At 66.3% G+C, this 16,998-nt stretch carries 14 protein-coding genes; 11 read left to right on the plus strand and 3 right to left on the minus strand.

Going from position 1 to position 16,998, the window contains the following annotated elements:
* Window positions 1–47: 47 nt before the first annotated feature.
* The 3 genes from JN280_RS18880 to JN280_RS18890 form a co-directional block, all read right to left on the minus strand.
* The gene (locus tag JN280_RS18880) at window positions 48–959 is read right to left on the minus strand and encodes a sugar ABC transporter substrate-binding protein (protein WP_202314259.1); all 912 of its coding nucleotides are present in this window, start codon (window positions 957–959) and stop codon (window positions 48–50) included.
* Between the two features lie 17 nt (window positions 960–976).
* A complete protein-coding gene (locus JN280_RS18885; protein WP_202314261.1) occupies window positions 977–2,407 on the minus strand; it encodes an FGGY family carbohydrate kinase in 1,431 nt (476 codons plus the stop codon).
* Between the two features lie 653 nt (window positions 2,408–3,060).
* Entirely contained in the window at window positions 3,061–3,432 is a 372-nt protein-coding gene (locus tag JN280_RS18890) for an endonuclease domain-containing protein (protein ID WP_202314263.1), read from the minus strand.
* A gap of 470 nt (window positions 3,433–3,902) precedes the next feature.
* On the opposite strand from JN280_RS18890, the gene JN280_RS18895 reads away from it, so the two are divergent.
* From JN280_RS18895 to JN280_RS18945, 11 genes are all read left to right on the plus strand, one after another.
* Window positions 3,903–4,829 carry a D-alanine--D-alanine ligase gene (locus JN280_RS18895; protein ID WP_202314265.1) on the plus strand — a complete coding sequence of 309 codons (927 nt, stop codon included), beginning with the start codon at window positions 3,903–3,905 and terminating at the stop codon, window positions 4,827–4,829.
* Window positions 4,817–5,755, plus strand: coding sequence for a cell division protein FtsQ/DivIB (locus tag JN280_RS18900; RefSeq protein ID WP_202314267.1), 939 nt, complete (start codon window positions 4,817–4,819; stop codon window positions 5,753–5,755). Before JN280_RS18895 ends, JN280_RS18900 begins: the two co-directional genes overlap by 13 nt.
* Window positions 5,752–7,059 carry a cell division protein FtsA gene (gene ftsA, locus JN280_RS18905; RefSeq protein ID WP_202314268.1) on the plus strand — a complete coding sequence of 436 codons (1,308 nt, stop codon included), beginning with the start codon at window positions 5,752–5,754 and terminating at the stop codon, window positions 7,057–7,059. Before JN280_RS18900 ends, ftsA begins: the two co-directional genes overlap by 4 nt.
* A 51-nt stretch (window positions 7,060–7,110) precedes the next feature.
* A complete protein-coding gene (gene ftsZ, locus JN280_RS18910; RefSeq protein ID WP_202314269.1) occupies window positions 7,111–8,781 on the plus strand; it encodes a cell division protein FtsZ in 1,671 nt (556 codons plus the stop codon).
* A gap of 282 nt (window positions 8,782–9,063) precedes the next feature.
* On the plus strand, window positions 9,064–9,993 hold the full coding sequence (gene lpxC, locus JN280_RS18915) for a UDP-3-O-acyl-N-acetylglucosamine deacetylase (RefSeq protein ID WP_202314270.1): 930 nt from the start codon (window positions 9,064–9,066) through the stop codon (window positions 9,991–9,993).
* A gap of 200 nt (window positions 9,994–10,193) precedes the next feature.
* Window positions 10,194–11,051: an outer membrane protein assembly factor BamD gene (locus JN280_RS18920; protein WP_202314271.1), complete on the plus strand. Its 858-nt coding sequence runs from the start codon at window positions 10,194–10,196 to the stop codon at window positions 11,049–11,051.
* Between the two features lie 18 nt (window positions 11,052–11,069).
* The gene (recN, locus tag JN280_RS18925; RefSeq protein ID WP_202314272.1) at window positions 11,070–12,746 is read left to right on the plus strand and encodes a DNA repair protein RecN; all 1,677 of its coding nucleotides are present in this window, start codon (window positions 11,070–11,072) and stop codon (window positions 12,744–12,746) included.
* An 89-nt stretch (window positions 12,747–12,835) separates the two neighbouring features.
* The gene (gene ligA / locus JN280_RS18930) at window positions 12,836–14,992 is read left to right on the plus strand and encodes an NAD-dependent DNA ligase LigA (protein WP_202314273.1); all 2,157 of its coding nucleotides are present in this window, start codon (window positions 12,836–12,838) and stop codon (window positions 14,990–14,992) included.
* Window positions 14,993–15,080: 88 nt separating this feature from the next.
* A complete protein-coding gene (locus JN280_RS18935; protein ID WP_202314274.1) occupies window positions 15,081–15,824 on the plus strand; it encodes an AzlC family ABC transporter permease in 744 nt (247 codons plus the stop codon).
* Between the two features lie 110 nt (window positions 15,825–15,934).
* Window positions 15,935–16,684, plus strand: coding sequence for an AzlC family ABC transporter permease (locus JN280_RS18940; RefSeq protein ID WP_202314275.1), 750 nt, complete (start codon window positions 15,935–15,937; stop codon window positions 16,682–16,684).
* Window positions 16,681–16,980, plus strand: coding sequence for an AzlD family protein (locus JN280_RS18945; RefSeq protein WP_202314276.1), 300 nt, complete (start codon window positions 16,681–16,683; stop codon window positions 16,978–16,980). Before JN280_RS18940 ends, JN280_RS18945 begins: the two co-directional genes overlap by 4 nt.
* Window positions 16,981–16,998 lie beyond the last annotated feature (18 nt).

Consider the following 16,998-nt stretch of genomic DNA (forward strand, 5'->3'; position numbering starts at 1 on the left):
CCCTCAAGGGGGGAGAGGACGTCGCGCTCACCTTCAACACCTCCAACCTACTGCCCGCAAGTCACCCCAAGACTCTTCCGATCGATCACCGTCGCCTCCACAAAGATCTCCTGCTTGCTCACCGGCTTGCCGTCGATCACATTGCCGATCTCCGTCACCGCCGCCCGCGCAATGCCCGGAAAATCCTGGCGCACGGTGGCGACGAGGTTGCTGCACTGCTTGATCAGGTCGACCGCCTGCGGGTTCCCGTCGATGCCTGCGATCACCATCTTGGCGTCGGGCGCATCGCTCTGCTGGGCGAGCAGGGCGCCGATCGCCGGCTCGTCCCAGGCGGCCCACACGCCGTCGATCTGGTCGCCATGCTGGCGGATGAAGGTCTCCATGGCGAGCCGCGCATTGTCGATCGGGCCGGGCACCTGCACATAATGCTCGGCGATCACCTTGATGTCGGGGCTGACGGCCAGCGCCTTGTCGAGCGCGAGCTCCCGCTGGCGCACGCCGGGATGCGCCGAATGGAAGAATTTCACGATGTTGCCCTTGTTGCCGAGCTGCTTGAACAGATAGTCGGAAAGGATTGTGCCCAGCGCGAAATTGTCGGTGGTGATGTTGGCGGTCACCCCGGGAGCCAGCGCCCCGTCCAGCGCGAAGACCGGGATCTTCTTCTCAGCCGCCGCGGCCACCTGGTCGGCGATCTGGTTGGGGTCGACGCTCACCAGCACGATCGCCTTGACGCCGGCATTGGTTACGTCCTCGACACGGCTGGCGAGCTGCTGGAAGTCGCCGCGCGTGTCGACCACATTGACCGACCAGCCCTTGGCCTCGGCATCGGTCTTGAAGGTCTCGACCATCTCGTTGGTGGCGACCGAGCTGATATAGGGGGTCAGCACCGCCACGTCCTCGGCATGGGCTACTGTAGTCAAGAGAGTAGCGACGAGGCCGGCCAGAATTGTCTTTGTCATTTCTTCTCCTCCAGATGTCATGAGAGCGCCTGCGAGAGGCCGCGGGCGAATTCCGCGGCGTCGAGATAGGCCCGGTAGCGCCGCTCGGCGCGCTCGGCGTGGTGGGGCGTGATCGTCTCGGCCTCGAGATGCTGTTCCACCGGCGCGAAGCCGAGCTCCGGCGCCACCATACGATAGACGCCGAGCGCCGGCACTTCGCGGCTCGCCGGCGGCCAGCTCACGGCGCGGCTGAGGCTGTCGGCCAGCATCTGGCGCAAGAGCGGGCTCTTGGCGCCCCCGCCGATCACGGTCAGCGGCGAGGGCGGCAGGCCGGCCATCTCCAGATTGTGGCGCACGGCAAAGGCGATGCCTTCCAGCACCGAGCGACACAACGCGCCGGGCCGGTGGTTGCGGTCGAGGCCGAGAAAGGCGCCGCGCACCGCCTGGTCGTCGAAGGGCGCGCGCTCGCCGGCGAGATAGGGCAGGAACAGCGGTGCGGAATGTTCCGTCTCCGCCTGCTCCAGCAGCGTCTCGACCGGCAGCGCCGTCACGCCTGAAAGCCATTCGAGCGCGGAGCCGGCATTGAGGAAGGGCGAGATCAGAATGGCGCGGTCGGCGTGGATGGGGTCGGCCAGCGTGTAGATGTCGCGCGGCGGGTTCGCTTCCCGGAGCGCCATTGTCGCCGCCACCCAGCCGGTGGTGCCGAGATAGACATAGGCCGAAGCTGGCCGGTCGGCGAAGGCGCCCCAGGTCGCGGCGGCCCCGTCGCCCGCGCCGTTATAGACGGGGATGCCGGCGCGCAGTCCGAGCTCCGCCGCGGCCGCCGCGCCGAGCTCCCCGGCCACGGCATTGGCCGGCAGGATGTCGGGCAGGCGTTCGGCCGCGACGCCGGAGGCCGCGACGAGATCCGCATCCCAGCCGCCGTCGCGGATATTGAAGAGCCCCGTCGTCGTCGCCGTGGTCGGGTCGACGACGAAACGCCCCGTCATGCGCTGGATCACCGCATCCTTGGCGCCGAACAGGAGACGCTCGCTGCCGGCAGATCCAGGCAGGTAGCGGTCGAGCCGCAAAAGCTTCAGGATCGTGTGCGCGGGGTCGAGCTTGTTGCCGGTGCGGGCCGCATAGTCGGCCGGCAACTTGGCGCCCAGCGCCGCCACCTCGTCCGCATCGAGCCGGCGGTCGGAGTAAAGGATGGCCGGACCGGCCGGCGTTCCGTCCTCGGCCAGTGCGATGAGGTTCTGCATGGAGCCGGTGAGCGCCACCGCGCCGATGGTTTCGCGCGCCGGCAGGGCATCCAGCGCCGACCGCGCCGCCTGCCACCAGTCCCCGACATCCTGCTCCACCGAGCGGCCGGCCCCGCGCGTCGCGATCGCCGCCGAACCCGCCGCCACGACGGCGCCGGACCGGTCGAACATCACCGCCTTCAGGGCCGAGGAGCCGACATCGAGTATGAGAAGATGGTCGTCCAACAGCAGATCTTTCCTCACCAAGCTGCCGAATCCCGCAGCCGCGCCGCCTTGTCAATCGCCGCCGCGCCGCACGGCCATTTTGCTTCGCGAAACGGACTGGTTGTTCGCAAAGCGGATATCTCCGAGGGCTGGCGCACTTCAAAATTACCCCTCATCCGACCTCGCCCTCGCGGGCGAGGCCACCTTCTCCCACAAGGAGAGAAGGGAACGCCTGCAGCAAGGCCCCGGCCAATCGGAAACGTCGATGATTTGCAGAGCCGGCAAAGCCAGGCTCCGGCCTTCTCCCCTTGCGGGAGAAGGGAACGCCTGCGGCAACATCTCGGCCAATCACGAACGTTGGCGATTTGCAGCGACGGCAAAGCCAGGCTCCGGCCTTCTCCCCTTGTGGGAGAAGGGAGCGCCTGCGGCAACATCTCGGCCAATCACGAACGTTGGCGATTTGCAGCGACGGCAAAGCCACGCTCCGGCCTTCTCCCCTTGTGGGAGAAGGGAGCGCCTGCGGCAACATCTCGGCCAATCACGAACGTTGGCGATTTGCAGCGACGGCAAAGCCAGGCTCCAGCCTTCTCCCCTTGTGGGAGAAGGTGGCCTCGCGAAGCGAGGTCGGATGAGGGGTCGGCCGCGGGCTGACCTTCGCGTTGCCGCGCAGCATCTCACCGCCAAGGCTCGAGGCTCTGGTCCCGCACATAAGCAATGATCGTGTCGCAAACAGCATCCAGGTCGCGCAGCACGTCATCGTTCCAGAAGCGGAGCACGCGAAAGCCTCTGGACTTCAATTCGGCGTCCCGCACCCGGTCGTATTGCGACTCCCCATGCTGGCTGCCGTCGATCTCGATGAGGAGTTTCGCGTCGAGGCAGACGAAGTCGGCGATGTAGTTCCCGATAGGCAACTGCCTGCGAAACTTGATCCGGTCGAGCCGCCGGTCGCGCAATTCAGCCCAGAGCTTCTCCTCCGCATCGGTCGGCGCGCGCCGCATGGCTCTCGCAAAGCGGCGATTTCTCGATGATACGGGCTGATGCGGCATGGCGAGAGAATGGCCGGCACCTGGATGACGGTCATGTTTGTAATCGTTGGTTCGAACGCCGTCTACGATTCGACTGCTTGGAGCCTTTCCCGGGCTCGCCGAAGAAGCGAGAGCGCGATGCAACGCTTCCGCCGATCGCCGACGTGGCCGGTTCTTCGGAGGCGGCAATGCCAGGCTCCGGCCTTCTCCCCTTGTGGTGGGAGAAGGTGGCCGCGCGAAGCGCGGTCGGATGAGGGGTGCTCCCACGCCCACCGGTCACTCTTTGTCCAAATAAACCCAAAAAGTGAATCACGCGGAATCATAAAGGCTTGCCAGCGAATCCAGTCTCTGATTCCTTGGACTTCAGCGTTTCCTGATTTGAGTCGTTTCGACGCGGCGGCCGCGTCCAGTCCGGCGAGGGGTGGTCACCGGAGGACTCGGACTCAATCCATGGAAACCGTGGTGAAGCGTGCCGCAGGGGATGACGGGGCATGAACAAGAAACACGTGGCCGTGCTGATGGGGGGATTTTCCTCCGAGCGGCCTGTGTCGCTTTCCTCGGGCAAGGCCTGCGCCGATGCGCTCGAGGCCGAGGGCTATCGGGTCACGCGTGTCGATGTCGATCGTGATGTCGGTCGGATCCTGTCTGAGCTCAAGCCCGACGTCGCCTTCAATGCCCTGCATGGTCCGTTCGGCGAGGACGGCACGATCCAGGGCGTCCTCGAATATCTCGCCATTCCCTACACGCATTCCGGCGTGCTCGCCTCGGCGCTTGCCATGGACAAGGAGCAAGCCAAGAAGGTCGCGAAGGCCGCCGGCATTCCGGTTGCCGAATCTGTTGTCGTCGACCGGTTCTCGATATCGGGTAAACACCCGATGAGGCCGCCTTACGTGGTGAAGCCGGTCAATGAGGGGTCGAGCTTCGGCGTCGTCATCGTCAAGGAGGATCAGTCGCATCCGCCGCAGATCGTCTCCTCGCCGGATTGGCGTCACGGGGCGACCGTTATGGTGGAGCGGTTCGTGGCGGGCCGCGAACTGACCTGCGCGGTGATGGGCGATGTCGCGCTCGGTGTCACCGAGATCGTTCCGGTGGGGCATTCCTTCTACGATTACGACTCGAAATATGTCGCGGGCGGATCAAAACACGAATGCCCCGCAAAAGTTTCACCGAATATTTACCAAAAAATACAGACACTGGCGCTCAAGGCACACCAAGCGATCGGTTGCCGGGGCGTCTCCCGGTCGGACTTCCGCTACGACGACCGTCATTCGGAGAATGGCGAGCTCATCTGGCTGGAGGTCAACACGCAGCCGGGAATGACGCCCACGTCGCTGGTGCCTGAAATCGCCGAGCAGGCGGGACATTCGTTTGGCGAGCTTTTGAGTTGGATGGTGGAGGACGCTTCTTGTCTGCGTTGAGGTCAGGACGGAATCGGGCGGGCGGCACGCGCTCCGGCCTGTTCGGTTTCTCCTATTCGGCGGAAGGTTACGTGCTGCCGCGGCTGTTGCGCCGGCCGGCCCGCCTTTTCGCGCGCCTGACCGAGGGCGACATCACGCCGCCGCGCTACTCCGCCACAATCATGACCGCCGCCTTCTTCGCCGCGACGGGGCTCTACGGCGCCTATATGGGCGGCCGCATGCCCGAGCTGGTGCAGTCGGTCACGGCCCGCACCGGCTTCGCCGTCGACCAGGTGCGCGTGACCGGCCATCGCGAGACCTCCGAGATCGACATCCTCGAGCGGCTGGAGCTCGACGGCTGGACTTCGTTGATCGGCTTCGACGCCGAGGCGGCGCGGGCGCGGGTCGCCTCGCTGCCCTGGGTCGAGGTCGCCTCGGTGCGCAAGGTCTATCCGAATGCGCTCGAAGTTCAGATCGAGGAGCGCAAGCCTTTCGCCATCTGGCAGCATGGCCGCGAGCTTGCGGTCGTCGAGGCGTCGGGCCGGGTGATCGCGCCTTTCAACGGCGGCCGCCACATGGCGCTGCCGCTGGTGATCGGGCAGGGCGCGGCCGAGGCCGGCCAGGAATTCGTCAAGAAGGTGAAGGCCTATCCCGAACTCGCGGCGCGCGTGAAGGGCTATATCCGCGTCGCCGAGCGGCGCTGGGATCTCAGGCTCGAGAACGGCGTCACCGTGAAGCTGCCCGAGCATGGCGAGGACGAGGCGATCAACGAGCTTCTGGCCATGGATCGCGACAACGCGCTGTTGTCGCGCGACATCGCCGCGGTCGACCTGCGCTTCTCCGATCGCGTCGTCGTCCAGCTCACGCCCGAAGCCGCCGAGCGCCGGGCCGAAGCGGTCGCCGCCATGACGAAGGGGCGCAAGGCCAGGTCGGAGAAGAGGATATGAGCTGGCTCGGCGGTACGGCCAACAATGCCTCGCGCCGCTCCGGCGTGGTCACCGTGCTCGATGTCGGGTCGAGCAAGGTGTGCTGCGTCGTCGCCAGGCTCAAGCCGCAGGACGGCAGCCAGGTGCTCAAGGGGCGCACGCATCGCGCCCAGGTCATCGGCATCGGCCACCAGAAGTCGCAGGGCGTGAAATCCGGCGTGATCATCGAACTCGACCGCGCCGAGCAGGCGATCCGGCTGGCGGTCGACGCGGCGGAGCGCATGGCCGGGCTCACGGTCGATTCGCTCATCGTCAATCTCACCGCCGGCCGCATGAAGAGCGAGACCTTCTCGGCCACCATCAATCTCGGCGGCCATGAGGCCGATGCCGGCGACATTGCCCGCGTGCTCGGCGCCGGCGCCAGGCAGGCGCTGAAATCCGAGCGCGACGTCGTCCATTCGCTGGCCACCGGCTTCTCGCTCGACGGCGAGCGCGGCGTGCGCGATCCGAGCGGCATGATCGGCGACACGCTCGGCGTCGACATGCATGTGCTCACCGCCGACGCCGCGCCGCTGCGCAACCTGGAGCTCTGCGTCAACCGCTCGCATCTGTCGGTCGAGCGGCTGGTCGCCACGCCCTATGCGTCGGGCCTCGCCTCGCTGATCGACGACGAGCTCGAAATGGGCGCTGCCTGCATCGACATGGGCGGCGGCACCACCACCATGTCGGTCTTCTCCGACGGCAAGTTCGTGCATGCCGATTCCGTCCCGCTCGGCGGCAGCCATGTGACCATGGACCTGGCGCGCGGCCTGTCGACCCGGCTGGAGGATGCCGAGCGGCTGAAGGTCATGCACGGCTCGGCCCTGCCCGGCAGCGCCGACGACCGCGACGTCGTTACCGTGCAGCCGATCGGCGAGGATGCCGATGTGCCGCTGCAGATACCGCGTTCGGTCATGACGCGCATCATCCGCGCCCGAACCGAAGAGACGCTCGAGATCGTTCGCGACAGGCTGGCGGCATCCGGCTTCGGCAGCGCGGTCGGCCGCCGTGTCGTGCTGACGGGCGGTGCCGCGCAACTCGCCGGCCTGCCGGAGGCGGCGCGCCGCATCCTCGGCCGCAACGTTCGTATCGGCCGGCCGCTCGGCGTGGCCGGACTGCCCGAGGCGGCCAAAGGGCCGGCATTCTCGGCGGTCGTGGGACTGCTCATCTATCCGCAGGTCGCTGCGTTCGAGACCAACCAGGCCAAGGGTGGTTTCCGGATGCGCATGACGGGCACCGGGGGACGGTTCCAGCGCGTGAGTCAGTGGTTCAAGGACAGTTTCTAGATTAGGCGGCCGCAGCGGCGCAGCGGCAGGGAAAGGCAAAGGACGAGGACAATGACGATCAATCTGCAGAAGCCGGATATCACCGAGCTCAAGCCGCGCATCACCGTGTTCGGTGTCGGCGGCGGCGGGGGCAATGCCGTGAACAACATGATCACGGCGGGGCTGCGTGGCGTCGAGTTCGTGGTGGCCAATACCGATGCTCAGGCCCTCACCATGTCGAAGGCCGAGCGTCTGATCCAGCTCGGCGCGCATGTCACCGAAGGTCTCGGCGCGGGCTCCCAGCCCGAGGTCGGCCGCGCGGCTGCCGAGGAATGCATCGACGAGATCATGGACCACCTGTCCAACACCCATATGTGCTTCGTCACCGCGGGCATGGGCGGCGGCACCGGCACGGGTGCTGCACCGGTCGTGGCCCGCGCGGCGCGCGAGAAAGGCATCCTCACCGTCGGCGTGGTCACCAAGCCCTTCCACTTCGAAGGCCAGCGCCGCATGAAGACGGCTGATGCCGGCATCGAGGAACTAATGAAGGCGGTCGACACGCTGATCGTCATCCCTAACCAGAACCTCTTCCGCATCGCCAACGACAAGACCACCTTCGCCGACGCCTTCGCCATGGCCGACCAGGTGCTCTATTCGGGCGTCGCCTGCATCACCGACCTGATGGTCAAGGAAGGCCTCATCAACCTCGACTTCGCCGACGTCCGTTCGGTGATGCGCGAGATGGGCAAGGCGATGATGGGCACCGGCGAAGCCTCGGGCGAGGGCCGCGCCATGGCCGCCGCCGAAGCGGCGATCGCCAATCCGCTGCTCGACGAGACCTCGATGAAGGGCGCCAAGGGCCTGCTGATCTCGATCACCGGCGGCCGTGACCTGACCCTGTTCGAGGTGGACGAGGCCGCGACCCGCATCCGCGAGGAGGTCGACCAGGACGCCAACATCATCCTCGGCGCCACCTTCGACGAGGAACTCGACGGCGTGATCCGCGTCTCGGTCGTCGCCACCGGCATCGACAAGGCGCTGGCCGATATCGTGCCGCAGCCGATCCAGATCCGTCAGCAGCCGAAGCCGACACAGCAGCAGCGTCCCGCCGATCCGCGCCCGGCGCAGCAGCCGATCGTCCAGGAAGCCCGCATGGAGCCACGCGCCGCCGATCCGGTCGCCGAGGCGATCCGCATGGCCGAAACCAACGCCGCCGAGATGGCCCAGCCGCGCGTCGCGCCGCAGCCGGCCGACGACTTCCGTCCGCAGAGCAAGCTGTTCCAGGCGCCCGCCGCCCCGGTCCAGCATGTGCAGCCGCAGCCCGCTCCGGCTCAGCCGGCTCCGGTCATGCAGCAGCGCGAAGCTCCCGCGCCGGCGCCCGCGCCCCGCATGCCGCGCGTCGAGGACTTCCCGCCGATGGTGAAGGCCGAGGTCGCGGCCGCCCAGGCACCGCGGCCGGCCGAGCCGGAGGATCGCGGTCCGATGGGGCTGCTGAAGCGTCTCACCAACGGCCTCACCCGCCGCGAGGAGGAGCCTGCCCGCCTGCAGCCCGCCCAGCCGCGCGAGCCGAAGCTGCGCCAGCCGGCTCCGGAGGCCCGCCGTCTCGCCCCGCAGGACGCGCAGATCTATGCGCCGCGCCGCGGCCAGCTCGACGAGCACGGGCGACTCACCCCTCAGCCGCGCGCGGCCCAGGAGGACGATCAGCTCGAGATCCCGGCCTTCCTGCGCCGGCAAGCGAACTGAACGGTCACAGAACGGCCATGACGATTAACGGGCGGGTGCATCGGCGTCCGCCCGTGTTCTTTTGAAAATCCAGAAAAAACATCGGCTTGACCCGTTCCGGCCTGTTGTTGCCGCCGTAACAAGGAGTAAGAAACCGTGATTTGGCGGGGTTCCGGGCGGCGACTATCTTCCGCACGAAAGTAAAAATGCCGGTGGCGGGTATTGGGGAAGAGGTCCTGCCGGCAGACATCAAAGCCTGACAGCCGACGTCGCCCGACGATCCGGGTTTCAGCCGGACGGGCAATGGGGGCCGACTTGTACGACCATCAGACTACGATCAAATCGCGTGTGTCCCTCTCGGGCATAGGCGTCCATAGCGGCAAGTCCGTCTCGATCCATTTCAGCCCGGCCGACGCCGATACCGGTATCGTCTTCCACTGCCAGGGTCCGAACGGTGCCGTCGACATCCGTGCGCTGATCGCGGAAGTCGCAGCGACCGATCTCGCCACCGTGCTCGGCGATCTCGCAGGCGCCCATGTGGCGACCGTCGAGCATCTGATGGCGACGCTGCTCGGCCTCGGCATCGACAATGTGGCGATCGACATAGACGGGCGCGAGGTGCCGATCCTCGACGGCAGCGCGGCCCTCTTCGTTGACGCCTTGGAACAGGCCGGGATCGAGCGGCTTTCGGCCAAGCGCCGTTATATCCGCATCCTCAAGCCGGTCCGTCTCGACAATGGCGGCTCCTGGGCAGAGTTCCGGCCCTATGAGGGCACGCGATTCGAGGTGGAGATCGATTTCGAGACCCCGGCGATCGGGCGCCAGGCACTGGCGATCGATCTCGATGCAGAGACCTTCCGCCGCGAGATCGCTCGCGCGCGCACCTTCGGCTTCATGAAGGATGTCGAGCGGCTGTGGGCCGCAGGCTACGCGCTCGGCTCGTCGCTCGAGAATTCCGTGGTCATCGGCGACGATCACCGCGTCATCAACATGGAAGGCCTGCGTTATCCCGACGAGTTCGTGCGCCACAAGACGCTTGACGCCGTCGGCGATCTGGCGCTCGCTGGCTCCCGCTTCATCGGCTGCTTCCGCTCCTATCGCGGCGGCCACAAGCTGAACGCGACGGCGCTGCGCCGGCTGCTGGCCGATCATTCGGCGTATCAGATCGTGGAAGGTTCCGGGCGCGAGCGCTCGCGGCTCGGCGCATCGGCGCATCTGCCGTCGTCGCACTGATTCGCGATGTGACGGGCCCCGTGGCCCGTGTCGTTCCGGCAACAATGCCGCGACTTTGCGAGGCTTGTGACGAATGTGGCGGCCATCGCCACAAAATAGCGCCATTGCGGGCTGATAGCGTTGCCGTGCCGTGGTGGGTATGATTAATGGCTGCCACACGCTAGCGATTTTCGATGACGCCGGAGGGGCGGAAACCGACTATGTTTTTTGCCAATGCCGCCAAGTCGCGTCGGTGGGCGCTGCGTGCGCTGCCGGTGCTCGTGCTGCCGCTTTTCTCCGCGGGCTGCATGAGCGAACCGGACATCGATCTGGCCACTTATGTCGAGCGGACCGAGCCGGCTGACGCGCTCTACAACCAGGGCCTCGCCAATCTCGAAGCCGGGCGTCTGAAGGAAGCCACGAAGAAGTTCGACGCGGTCGACCGTCAGCACCCCTATTCGGAATTCGCCCGCAAATCGATGGTGATGGGCGCTTTCGCCGAGTACCGGCAGGGCAATTATGACGAGGCGATCAACGCCGGCAAGCGTTACGTCCAGCTCTATCCGTCGACCCCGGACGCTGCCTATGCGCAGTACATCGTCGGGCTTTCCTACTTCCGTCAGATTCGCGACGTCACCCAGGACCAGAAAGAGTCGCGCCGCGCCATCGAGGCGATGGAAGAGGTCGTCAACCGCTGGCCCGAATCCGAATATGTCGACGACGCCAAGGCCAAGATCCGCTTCGCCCGCGACCAGCTCGCCGGCAAGGAGATGCAGATCGGGCGCTACTATCTGGAGCGCCGCGAATATCTCGCCTCGATCAAGCGCTTCCGCTACGTGGTCGAGCAGTACCCGAACACACGCCATGTCGAGGAGGCGCTGGCGCGCCTGACCGAAGCCTACTACGCCATGGGCCTGACTTCGGAGGCGCAGACCGCCGCCGCCGTGCTCGGCCATAACTTCCCGGACAGCCAGTGGTACGCCGATTCCTACAAGCTCCTGCAGAGCGGCGGCCTGGAGCCGCGTGAGAATGCGGGCTCGTGGATATCCAAGGCCGGGTCGCTGATCCTCGGCACGTGACCTGATTCGACCTCGTCGATGCTGGCGCATCTGTCGATCCGCGATATCGTCCTGATCGAACGGCTGGATATCGATTTTTCCGCCGGCCTTTCGGTGTTGACCGGCGAGACGGGCGCCGGCAAGTCGATCCTCCTCGATTCGCTGTCGCTGGCGCTCGGCGCCCGCGGCGATGCCTCGCTGGTGCGCCACGGCGCCACGCAGGGCCAGGTGACGGCGGTGTTCGATGTGCCGCGCAACCATCCGGCGCGCAGCCTGCTGTCTCAGAACGCGATCGACGACGACGGCGACATCATCCTGCGCCGGGTGCAGACGTCGGACGGCCGCACCCGTGTCTTCGTCAATGACCAGGCATCGAGCGTCTCGCTGATGCGCGATGTCGGCCGGGCCCTGGTCGAGATCCACGGCCAGCACGACGACCGCGCCCTGGTCGACGCCGGGGCGCATCGCGAATTGCTCGATGCCTTCGGCGGCCATGCCGGCGATGCCGCGATCACGGCGGAAGCCTGGCGGAGCTGGCGTTCGGCCGAGCAGGAGCTGAAGAAGCACCGCGCCAGGGTCGAGGCGGCGGCGCGCGAGGCCGACTATCTGCGTGCCTCGCTCGCCGAACTGTCGAAGCTCGATCCGCAGCCGGGCGAAGAGACCGAACTTGCCGAGAGCCGCGCCGCCATGATGCGGGCGGAAAAGATCGCTGCCGACATCAACGACGCCAATGAGGTCTTGTCCGGGTCGTCGGCGCCGTCGCCGCTGCTCGCCAGCCTCATGCGGCGCCTGCAGCGCAAGGCCGGCGAGGCGCCGGGGCTGCTCGACGATGCGCTCAAGGCCCTCGACGATGCGCTGATCGCCCTCGATGCCGCGCAGTCGAGCGTGGCCGCCGCGCTGCGCGCCACCGAGTACGACCCGCAGAAGCTCGAGCGGACCGAGGAGCGGCTGTTCGCGCTGCGCGCGGCAGCGCGCAAGCACTCCGTGCCGGTCGACAATCTGGCGCGGTTGCGCGACACCATGGCCGCCGACCTTGCCGATCTCGATGCGGGCGAAGAGCGGCTGCATGTCATGGAGAAGCAGGCCGCCACTGCGCGCGACGTCTATGACGAACTCGCCGCGCGTCTCTCCGAGAAGCGCAAGGCCGCGGCGGTGGTGCTGGCGCGCGCCGTGATGGCGGAGCTTCCCGCCCTGAAGCTCGAACGCGCGGAGTTCATCGTCGAATTCACCAGCGATGCCGAGAACCGCGCGGAGGAGGGGATCGACCAGATCGAGTTCTGGGTGCGGACAAATCCCGGCACGCGGCCCGGTCCGATGATGAAGGTCGCTTCCGGCGGCGAGCTCTCGCGTTTCCTTCTGGCGCTGAAGGTGGCGCTCGCCGATCGCGGCTCCGCCCCGACGCTGGTCTTCGACGAGATCGACACTGGCGTCGGCGGCGCCGTCGCGGATGCCATCGGCCAGCGCCTCGCCAGGCTGTCGCAACGCGTCCAGGTGCTGTCGGTCACCCATGCGCCGCAGGTCGCGGCCCGTGCCCATACGCACTACCTGATCTCGAAGTCAGGTGGCGCCGACAAGGTAGCGACCGGGGTGGCCGAGATGGACCGCGGCGCCCGCCAGGAGGAGATCGCGCGCATGCTGGCCGGCGCCACCATCACCGACGAAGCGCGTGCCGCCGCCGACCGCCTGCTGCGCGAGAACACGGCTGCCGCCGAGTGAGTGGCAGGAGCTATCTCGCCGCCTCTTGAATCCTGTCGCGACCGGCGATCATAGTCCGTTCCGACGACCGCCATTTCCGGATTCGCCCTATGAGCCTCGCGCTGAAGCCCGTCGATCAACTCACGCCCGAAGAGGCGGCCGAAGAACTCGCCCGACTCGCCGCCGAGATCGCCGAACATGATCGGCACTACCACCGCGAAGACGCCCCGGTGATCTCCGACGCCGACTATGATGCGCTGCGGATTCGCAATGCGGAAATCGAAGCGCGCTTTCCCGTACTGGTGCGTGGCGATTCGCCGTCGCAGAAGGTGGGAGCCGCACCGGCGGCGACCTTCAGCCAGGTCGTGCATGCGCGGCCGATGCTGTCGCTGGACAACGTCTTCTCCGATGACGATGTGCGCGATTTCGTCGCCAGCGTGCGGCGCTTTCTCGCCTATCCTCCCGACCACGAGCTGGTCTTCACCGCCGAGCCCAAGATCGACGGCCTGTCGATGTCGCTGCGCTACGAGCGCGGCCGGCTGGTGACGGCGGCGACGCGCGGCGACGGCACGACAGGTGAAAACGTCACCGCCAACATCCGCACCATCAAGGAGATTCCCGAGCGCCTGCCGTCCGACGCCCCCGATGTCGTCGAGGTGCGGGGCGAGGTCTATATGCGTCGCGACGACTTCATGGAACTCAACCAGCGCATGGCCGAGACCGGCCGCGTCTTCGCCAATCCGCGCAACTCGGCCGCCGGAAGCCTGCGCCAGCTCGATCCCGAGATCACCAGGTCGAGACCGTTGCGCTTTTTCGCCTATGCCTGGGGCGAGACGAGCGAGCCCCTGGGCAAGACCCAGTATGACGTGGTCAGTCGCTTCGGCGACTGGGGGTTCCGCATCAACGACAGGATGGCCCGTTGCGGGTCGGTCGAAGAGCTCCTTGCCCGCTACCACGCCATCGAGGCCGAGCGCGCCGAGATCCCTTACGACATCGACGGCGTCGTCTACAAGGTCGACCGGCTCGACCTGCAGGAGCGGCTCGGATTCCGCTCACGCAGCCCGCGCTGGGCGACGGCGCACAAATTCGCTGCCGAGAAGGCCATGACGGTGCTCACCGGCATAGACATCCAGGTCGGCCGCACCGGAGCCCTGACGCCGGTGGCACGGCTGGAACCGGTGACCGTCGGCGGTGTGGTCGTCACCAACGCGACGCTGCACAATGAGGACTATATAAGGGGCATCGGCAATAACGGCCTGCCGATCCGCGAGGGACGCGATATCCGCGTCGGCGACACCGTGATCGTCCAGCGGGCCGGCGACGTCATTCCGCAGATTCTCGACATCGTCCCGGAAAAGCGGCCAGCCGAATCCCGGCCCTATGTCTTTCCCGACCGTTGTCCGGCCTGCGACAGCCATGCGGTGCGTGAAGACGGCGAGGCGGTGCGGCGCTGCACGGGCGGCCTGATCTGCCCGGCCCAGGCCGTCGAGCGGCTCAGACATTTCGTGTCGCGCAACGCCTTCGACATCGAGGGGCTCGGCGAAAAGCAGATCGAGTTCTTCTTCAGTTCCGAGGATCCGGCGCTATCGGTTCGCGCCCCCGCCGACATCTTCACCCTGAAGGCGCGGCAGGAAAATTCGCTGACCAAGCTCGAAAATGTCGACGGTTTCGGCACCGTCTCGGTGCGCAAGCTGTTCGCGGCGATCGACGAGCGCCGTAACATCGAGTTCTCGCGTTTCCTCTACGCGCTCGGCATCCGTCACATCGGCGAGACCAACGCCAAGCGGCTTGCGCGTCATTTCGTGAGTTTCGCCGCACTGGTCGAAGCCGGCAAGTCGGCCGAGATCCCGGTGGAGAAAGGCGACAAGGGCAACGTCGCCTGGCAGGAGATCAACGGGGTCAACGGTATCGGGGCGACCGTGGCCGAGGCCGTCGTCGAGTTCTTCGGCGAGCAGCATAATCTTGACGCAGTCGACGCGCTGCTGGCCGAGGTGACGGTGCTCGACGAGGAGCGCGTCGGTGATGTGTCTTCACCTGTCAGCGGCAAGACGGTTGTCTTCACCGGCGCGCTGGAGCGCATGTCGCGCGACGAGGCCAAGGCCATGGCGGAGCGGCTGGGCGCCAAGGTCGCCGGATCGGTGTCGAAAAAGACCGACCTCGTCGTGGCCGGCCCGGGCGCCGGTTCCAAGCTCAAGCAGGCGACGGAACTAGGCATCGAAGTGATCGACGAAAACCAGTGGTTCGAGAGAGTGGGACCAAGCCTCTGAACAGGGCCGATCATTTTTGCTGATAGCATCCTCAAGGGAATTCGTGTGACAGGGCAGGCGGGTCCACCTAGTCTTTCCCGGATACATCATGCTGAAATCGACACTCCGAATGGAAGCCCTCAGGAGCGAGTTCCTGGCCGGCGCCCGCGCAGGCGTTCCCATCATTGTCGCTGTGGCCCCTTTCGGGCTGCTGTTCGGCGCGCTGGCCGTCGACAATGGCTTCTCCGCGGCCGAAGCCATGCTGATGAGCGCGCTCGTCTACGGCGGCGCCAGCCAGATGGTGGGCATCGACCTGTTCGGCCAGAAGGTCGCGCCCTGGCTGGTCGTGCTCTCCATATTTGCCGTCAACTTCAGGCATGTGCTCTATTCCGCCGCTTTCGGCCGGCAGATCCGCGATTGGCCTCTGGTAGAGAAAGCGATCGCCTTCTTCCTCCTCACGGATCCGCAATTCGCCGAGGCCGAACGCCGCCTTGGAAATGACAAGCGACTGAGCTTTGCATGGTATCTCGGCATTGGCGTCCCATGGTGGCTGTTCTGGGTCGCCGAAACCGGAGCAGGAGCCTATTTCGGCGGTCTTATCGCCGACAGCCATGCGCTCGGCCTCGACTTCCTGCTTCCCATCTATTTCCTCGGGCTCGTCATGGGGTTTCGCAAGCGGACGCTATGGCTGCCCGTGGTGCTGGCGAGCGCGGTCGCCTCTGTCGTCGCCTACCGGATCGTCGGCTCGCCATGGCATGTTTCGATCGGCGCGCTGGCCGGTATCCTGCTCGCTGCGGCCATGCCCCTCGCAAAATCTGTAATCGAGGGAACGGAAGCGAGGTCCGACGCATGACGGACAATCGTCAACGCGGGAGCCGAGAGGGCGCGATCCCTGGCTCAAGCGAAATCATGTGACAGCAAGAACCACGCGGCCTAATCAGTCGGCCTCTTCAGGGAAAACCGATGACTGTCGAAGCAATCCGGACACGGTCCGGCACGAGTGAATTCTGGGACGGCGCCAAGCTCGGAATGCCTGTTGTCATCGCTTCTGCGCCTTTTGCCGTCCTTTATGGCGCGCTTGCCGTCGACAACGGCCTGACGGTCGTCGAGGCGACCATGATGAGCGCGACGATCTTCGGCGGCGCCAGCCAGATGGTCGGCATCGAGCTGTTCGGCCAGAATATCCCCGCATGGCTGGTTGTGTTCTCGATCTTCGCCGTCAATTTCAGGCATGTGCTCTATTCGGCGGGGATTGGGCGGCGGATCGCGCATTGGAGCTCCTTTCAGAAGGCGATCGGCTTCTTTTTCCTGACGGATCCGCAATATGCAGAAGCCGAGCGCAAGGGCGAGAAAGGCGAGGTCGCCGGCTTCACCTGGTACATGGGCATGGCTCTGCCGCTCTACTTCTTCTGGGTGGTGGAATCGGCCCTCGGCGCGGTCTTTGGGCGGCTGCTTCCCGATGCCCATGCGTTCGGTATCGACTTCCTGCTGCCGATCTACTTCCTGGGCATCGTCATGGGGTTCCGCAAACGACCGCTCTGGTTGCCGATCGTGGTCGTGAGCGGCATCGCCTCGGTCCTCGCCCACAAGCTGGTCGGGTCGCCCTGGCACGTCTCGATCGGCGCGGCGGCGGGCATCGTGCTTGCCGCGATCATGGCGCCTCTCGACAAGCCCATGCCGAAACCGGACGGCGACATGGAGTCCAGCCTATGAGCACCACCGTATGGATCATTCTGGCGGGCGCGGTGCTCACTTATCTCACGCGGGCCGGCGGGCATCTGGTGCTGTCGCGTTTCGAACGCGTCCATCCACGCGTCGAGGCGGCGTTGAACGCGGTCCCCGCGGCCGTGCTGACGACGCTGGTGGCACCCGCCGCCGTGGAGGGTGGCCCTGCGGAGATCATCGCGCTCGTCGTCGCCGGCGCCGTCTCGCTGGTCTGGGCCGGCATGATGCCGATGTTCCTGACCGGCGCCGCGGTTCTGATCGCGCTCAGGCATTTCCTGCCCTGAGCCTGGGTTGCCGGCTGT

The sequence above is a fragment of the Mesorhizobium sp. L-8-10 genome (assembly GCF_016756635.1).
Classification (GTDB): domain Bacteria; phylum Pseudomonadota; class Alphaproteobacteria; order Rhizobiales; family Rhizobiaceae.